Source organism: Bifidobacterium sp. (assembly GCF_050874245.1).
Lineage (GTDB): Bacteria > Actinomycetota > Actinomycetes > Actinomycetales > Bifidobacteriaceae > Bifidobacterium.
The window spans coordinates 1-6,231 of the sequence record NZ_JBNMKH010000090.1; the positions used below are offsets into that span (position 1 = coordinate 1).

Sequence of the window (6,231 nt, forward strand, 5' to 3'; positions counted from 1 at the left end):
CGTCCGATTGTTTTCCTGTGAAACGCTACGGCGTCGGGCAAGCGTGGCCAGAGAATCACGGGTGATCGTGTCACGCGAATCATCCTGCTGGATTCCAGGGACCATCGAATCACCCATCGTCGCGCTTCCCTTTCTCGCTCTTAACGTCACGACTTCGAGCGTAGCGCACATTCATAGTAAGAACACGCTCAGCCCAACGATATGCGCAACTCTCCCACCGATGGAGTATGACGCATGCCCGTCACGGAGCGCAGCCACGGGGCGTAGCCGGCATGCGGAATGCCTGTCAATGCCCCGTTTCACGCCGCTTATGGTCAAGATCTTTATCAAAAGATCGTATGCTCGTGTTCAGGCACGAAGCGTTGCCGTCACTACGCGTTCCGCGCATCGTTGCCGGATTCGAAACGATCGAGCACGCCAGTCTTGGCGAGAGCCTTCTGCACGAACCACATCAACGCGCCACCGAACACAGCTCCGGAGATCACGCAGCAGACGGTGAAGACCGCGCCCTGCGTCATGGTCCAACCGGCCTTGGTAAGCCAATCGTAACCACCATTGCACAAACCGGTCAGTGCGCCGGCATTATCCGGTATACGTTCATACGGTCGAAGCGATCGCTTCCTCTCAGCCTTACGGCCCCCGTGTCCGCAGCCGATACTACACGGAATCCCCACTCCATACAACAATCATTCGCATTGACCGGAAAGCATCAAACGATTACGCGGCAAATCATGCCGAAGTAGGCCAAATTACTGCACTGCAGGACCATCTCAGCACGCCGACAGCGTATGATATCTGCGGACACACGAAACAACTCACGATAACTGGAGTAGCAGAGATGCCGACAAGTGAACATACGTTGCCTCAATCAACAGTCCGGATCGCCCAGGCCGAACCAGACGGAATTCTTCTGGTGATTCATGCCGGGGCGGGTGATCGAGGTAAGAAAGATACACCGGAACGCCGCGCGCAGGTAGAAAAGGATCTGAACAAGGCGCTCGAAGCTGGTTATGCCCTCTTGGAGCAGGGTGCTCCGGCCGAAGACGCCGTGTGCGCGGCCATCCGCGTCATGGAAGACGCTCCTGAGTTCAATGCCGGTCGTGGCGCGGCATTGACCAGCGAAGGCATCGTATCCATGGATTCCTGCCTGATGACCGGTGTGGATGGCGAGGTCGGTTCAGCATGCGGCCTGACCACATCCAAGAATCCAATCAACGTGGCACGCGCCATCAAGGAAAAAACCAAGCACGTCATGTTCGCCAAGCCCAGCGACGCCCTGCTCAAGGAATGGGGCATCGAGCTGTGCGACAGCGCGTATTTCATCACACCGAACCGTCAGGAATCCCTGCGGGAGGCGCAGTCCAACGGTGACGAGTGGGAAAAGCACGGTACCATCGGCGCCGTAGCCCGCGACGCTTCCGGCAATATCGCGGCTGGCACTTCCACCGGCGGCATTACGAACCAGATGCCGGGCCGCGTCGGCGATTCGCCGCTGCCGGGATGCGGCACCTATGCGAACAACGATTCCGTAGCTATCTCCTGCACCGGCATTGGCGAAGCGTTCGTCAAAGAGGTCGCTGCACACCAAGTCTCCGATCGTGTGCTGTATGCCAAGGAGGAGCCTGTCGCTGCCGCAAAGGCCGCGTTGGATGGCGTGGCCCGCCATCATGGTGACGGCGGTATGATCATCGTTCCGGCGCATGGCGACGGTGCGATGGTGTTCAACAGCGAGATGATGAACTGTGGTTGGAAGTCACCGAAGGGCAGCTACGTGCAGAGCTGAACCGACGCAGCGGACCAGCCACTGAAACGGCTGGGGCCCAAGTCCATGTGGACTTGGGCCCCAGCCGAATTTTTTTGGGATTTCCAATGCCGTATTACTCCGGTATTGGGAATTCCCGTATCACTTGGTGATGGTGTTGTAGGTAGGCAGGTTGGTGTAGTCGAACGACACGTTCTTCACATTCGTGGCGGACACGGCCGCGACATTGTCATACCACAGCGGAATCACAGGAAGATCCTTGGCAAGGACTTCCTGGGCTTCGGTGAAATCGTCCGTACGCTTCTGCACATCAGTCTGCGCGAGCGCGGCGTTCAAGAGATTGTCGAATTCCTCGCTCTTGTAATCGCCATCGTTTGAGCCATGGCCGTCGGCGGAGCTGGAAGCATACAACGGGTTGAGGTAATCCTCAGCCGACGGATAGTCCAGCATCCATCCGGAACGGAACGCGGTGGTGATGGAACGGTCCGTCACCCGCTTGCGCACATCGCTGAAGGTTGCGTAAGGATCGCCCGCAGCATCGATGCCAAGCGTGTTCTTGATTTGGTTGCAGACCGCGTCGACCCATTCCTTGTGGCCGCCATCGGCATTATAGGCGATACGGAAATTGCCGGACCAAGGCTTGATGGCATTGGCCTTCTCCCACAGTTCCTTGGCCTTGTCGGCGTTGTATTTCAGATTGTCGCCGTTTTTCAGGTTCTTGGCGTATTCAGGAACCAGCGGTGACGTGAAATCAGTGGTCGCGGTCTTCGTATCGTCGTAGACCTTCTTAACAATCTGATCACGGTTGATGGCCATGGAAATGGCCTGGCGACGCAGATGACCTTCCTCGTCATCGCCAAAGTGCTCAAGTCGTTCAGGAATGACGAACGCCTCGAATGTGGAACCAGCCTGGCTGTATGCGATCACGCCGGAATCCTTTCGGAAGGTCTTCACAGCGGACTGCGGGACCTCGTCCAGCACGTCAAGGTTGCTGGACAGCACATCGGAGTATGCGGAATCCTCATCCGTGTACACACGGTATTCAATACCATTGTTGGCCACCTTGCGGCTGCCCTTGTAATCCTTGTTCGGAACGATGATGATGTTCTTGTTGTGCGCCCATGATTTGAACTTGTACGGGCCATTGCCGATTGGGGCCTGCCCGAACTTCTTGATGTCCTGGAACGCCACACTCGGCAGAGGGAAGTAGGACTGGTGGGCCAGCTTTGTCGGGAATACCGAATCCGGCTTGTTCAGCTCAACGACCAAGGTGTAATCATCCGGGGTGGAAAGGCCCGAAAGCGTAGCCTTGGGGTCGACGTTCGAGTCCTGCAGCTCGTCGTAACCTTTGATGGTGGAGAAGCGGCTTGCAGTCTTCTGCGCGTTCTTCACGTTCGCAGCAAAGCTCCATGCGTCGGCGAAGGATTTCGCGGTCACAGCCTCACCATTGGTGAATTTCCATCCCTTTTTCAGCTTGATGGTGTACTTGGTGGCATCATCGTTCGGAGTGATGCTTTCAGCGACTTCAAGATGCTGCTTGCCTTTGGCGTCAAAGCTGACCAGGCCTTCAAACAGATAGCGAATGACTTTGCCGCCGCCCATTTCATTGGTATCGGTCGGAATCAGTCCGTTCTGCGGTTCGCTGTTGTTCACGGAAATCAGCGAGGCGCTTCCACTGTCGGAAGAAGCATTGCCATCAGACGACGAGCCACAGGCAGCCACCGACAGCAGCATGGTTCCCGCCGCCGCCAATGCGATCAGACGGCGCGATACGCCATTCTTCATTGTTCTCTCCTTCACATTAGTCTTCCCACCAATTCATATCGGCACGAAGCAAGTAGAGGCGATTATAGGAATCTTCTGCGGCCTAGGCGCATACCCATATCTGAATCTGAGACAAAAGTTCCGGTAGAAGGCATTGTTTCTTAACACTTTTCCGCAGCACATCGAATGGTCATCGATTATTAGGAGCAACTCCGTTGAATGAAGAGTGATACATCTGTCTGACCTGCCGCACCTATCACTCTATATGTCACTGATATCAGTGCTTCAAAGGTCTCCGAAGGCCGTTATAGGGAAAAAACTCAGCAGTTCGAAAGATCTGAAATCGTTGGAAATATGCCGTTTTGGCAAAAGAAAAGGGCTTTCAGATTGCTCCGAAAACCCTGCTGGCGGAGAATACGAGATTCGAACTCGTGAGGCTGTTACACCAACACGCTTTCCAAGCGTGCGCCATAGACCACTAGGCGAATTCTCCAATTATTCAACGCCCCCCGGTGTCTATCCGTGAAACGCAACTTGATTAGAATACAACAGATTCTCCAGAAGACAAAGTCGGCGTGTCGCAACATCAGGCCGATCCAACACGCACCGCTATATTCAATGCGCGCCGATAGAATGAACCCGGAATAGGCACGATTCTCGGGGAAAATCAATCGTTATGATCAGAGCACTGCGCACGTCGGACATGGACAGAGTCGCCAGCATATGGCTGGAAGCGAACCTGCAGGCGCATTCCTTCATCCCAGCGGAATACTGGAAGAACAATCTTGAATACGTGCGGGAAGCGCTCCCGCTGGCAGAAGTCCACGTGTATGAAGATGCCCAAGGCGTGCAGGGATTCATAGGCTTGAACGGCGGCCATATCGAAGGTCTTTTCGTCGCCGCAGAAATGCGGTCACACGGCATCGGCAGACAGCTCATGGACCATGCGAAACGCGAAAGGGACACGCTTACATTGGAAGCGTACCGGAAGAACGTCGGCGCGGTGCGCTTCTACCAGCGTGAAGGCTTCACGATCCAAGACGAAGACCTGGACGAGTTCACCGGCGAAATGGAGTACACGATGCAATGGCGGCGTCGATAGGCCGAAAAGTCACAAAAGCTCCGCCACACATCTGAGGAAGCGCCCGGAATCACCCGCCGTTCACAGTCGGTCGGCGATCATCGCGCAATGCTCGCGGACGATGCGCGCGCTGTCGTGGAAACGCGCCATCTCATCGTCGGTCAAATGCAAATCCACGAAATCACCGACGCCATCGCCGTCCAATGCCACAGGCAAGCTCAGGAACACGTCATGCTCGTCGTACGAATACTGTCCGTCGATGAGCGTGGATACCGGCATCACACGGCGTTCGTCCCACAAAATGGTTTTCACGATTGCCGAAACCGTTGCTGCGATTCCGTAGTTGGTGCCACCTTTGAGCGCTTTGATTTCCATGCCGCGCCGGCGGGTGGCCTCCTCGATGCCGTCCAGCGTCACGTCCGGGTATTTCGCTGCGTTGTCGGACAGATACCGCGCGAACGGCTTTCCAACGATGTTGACCGTCGACCATGGGATGAACTGTGAATCTCCATGCTCGCCGATGACGTAGCCGCCGACCGTCCTCGGATCAAGACGGGTTCGTTCCGCGATAATCGTTTTCATGCGCGCTGTGTCGAGCGCGGTTCCGGTGCCGATTACTTGTCGGCTGGGCAGACCGGTGCGTTTCCATGCAAACCAGGCAAGTACGTCGACTGGGTTGGACACCATGATGAGCATGCCGTCGAATCCCGATGCCATCACGGATTTGAGAATCGGATCGACGATGTCGATGTCAGCACCGAGTTCGCTCAGACGGGATTGCCCGGGAATCGGATGCGCTCCGGCTGTGATGATGACGATATCGGCGCCGGCGCAATCGTTCCAGTCCCCCACACGAATCTTCGTATACCGGCTGAAGAATTCCTCACCGTCGGCAAGGTCCATCACCTCTCCCTGTGCCCGTTGAGGAGTGCGATTGATAAGCACGACCTCATTGCACAAGCCGTTGGCCACAATCGTCGACACGACGGTCATGCCGACATGGCCTGTGCCGATCACCACCACACGGCTTCGACGCACATCCATGGAAAAATCCCCTTCCTTCTCTGTCGTCCGTCCCGCACGGCACACATTTCGGAGCATCCGGCCAAGACTTCCATTGCATGATATGCCGTCATTAAATATTGGGAAAATTACGATTCCATATTCGGAAGGCCAAGGTAAGGAACAAAGGGTGGAATAACAAAATACGAAAATAAAAAGAAGGAATTCCCCGGAAGCCATGCGGTCCGGCCGGAAGAACCGGAAGCAAAAAGCAATGGGGATAAAAAAATGGGGTTCCCGGAGCAAGCTGCTCCACGGGAACCCCCAACGTTGAATGCGGCGGCGTGCTACTCTCCCACACCCTCTCGAGTGCAGTACCATCGCCGCGCCTGGCCTTAGCTACCGGGGTCGGAATGGGACCGGGCGTCTCACCAGGGCTATGACCACCGCAAAACCAGGGTCAACGGCAAGGAAACCACAAGGAATCCAAGCCGGCATGTTATCAGTGGCGGTTTGGGAACCGGACAGCGGACGCAAGCAAAAGCCCATCAGTTTTATCGTTCAGTGACCATTCCAGCGCATATTGTCGCCATGGAACGATCCAGCACAGGAAAGACGCGGA

General features: G+C 55.8%; 5 protein-coding genes, 1 tRNA gene and 1 rRNA gene. 2 read left to right on the plus strand and 5 right to left on the minus strand.

Translation table 11 applies throughout. From position 1 onward, the window contains the following. Positions 1–371: 371 nt before the first annotated feature. Positions 372–518, minus strand: a complete 147-nt coding sequence (locus ACR0P8_RS08205) for a hypothetical protein (protein WP_432624613.1) — start codon at positions 516–518, stop codon at positions 372–374. 320 nt (positions 519–838) lie between these two features. Between ACR0P8_RS08205 and ACR0P8_RS08210 the strand changes: the two genes are divergently transcribed. Then, positions 839–1,783 (plus strand): isoaspartyl peptidase/L-asparaginase family protein, encoded by a 945-nt coding sequence (locus ACR0P8_RS08210; RefSeq protein WP_432624614.1) that lies wholly within the window; start codon positions 839–841, stop codon positions 1,781–1,783. Between the two features lie 120 nt (positions 1,784–1,903). Here the strand turns inward: ACR0P8_RS08210 and ACR0P8_RS08215 are convergent, their stop codons facing one another. Next, on the minus strand, positions 1,904–3,547 hold the full coding sequence (locus ACR0P8_RS08215) for a peptide ABC transporter substrate-binding protein (protein ID WP_432624615.1): 1,644 nt from the start codon (positions 3,545–3,547) through the stop codon (positions 1,904–1,906). Between the two features lie 384 nt (positions 3,548–3,931). Continuing rightward, positions 3,932–4,019, minus strand: a tRNA-Ser gene (locus tag ACR0P8_RS08220). Between the two features lie 183 nt (positions 4,020–4,202). Here ACR0P8_RS08220 and ACR0P8_RS08225 point away from each other — a divergent pair. Further along, positions 4,203–4,628, plus strand: coding sequence for a GNAT family N-acetyltransferase (locus ACR0P8_RS08225; protein WP_432624616.1), 426 nt, complete (start codon positions 4,203–4,205; stop codon positions 4,626–4,628). A gap of 60 nt (positions 4,629–4,688) precedes the next feature. Here the strand turns inward: ACR0P8_RS08225 and ACR0P8_RS08230 are convergent, their stop codons facing one another. Then, entirely contained in the window at positions 4,689–5,651 is a 963-nt protein-coding gene (locus tag ACR0P8_RS08230) for an L-lactate dehydrogenase (protein WP_432624617.1), read from the minus strand. A gap of 292 nt (positions 5,652–5,943) precedes the next feature. After that, positions 5,944–6,060: ribosomal RNA gene (rrf, locus tag ACR0P8_RS08235) — 5S ribosomal RNA — on the minus strand. Positions 6,061–6,231: the final 171 nt, after the last annotated feature.

Excerpts from the sequence above, each read along its gene's own strand:
- ACR0P8_RS08215 (WP_432624615.1), bottom strand. The coding sequence starts at position 3,547 with ATGAAGAATGGCGTATCGCGCCGTCTGATCGCATTGGCGGCGGCGGGA.
- ACR0P8_RS08230 (WP_432624617.1), bottom strand. The coding sequence starts at position 5,651 with ATGGATGTGCGTCGAAGCCGTGTGGTGGTGATCGGCACAGGCCATGTC.
- ACR0P8_RS08205 (WP_432624613.1), bottom strand. The coding sequence starts at position 518 with ATGACGCAGGGCGCGGTCTTCACCGTCTGCTGCGTGATCTCCGGAGCT.
- ACR0P8_RS08225 (WP_432624616.1), top strand. The coding sequence starts at position 4,203 with ATGATCAGAGCACTGCGCACGTCGGACATGGACAGAGTCGCCAGCATA.
- ACR0P8_RS08210 (WP_432624614.1), top strand. The coding sequence starts at position 839 with ATGCCGACAAGTGAACATACGTTGCCTCAATCAACAGTCCGGATCGCC.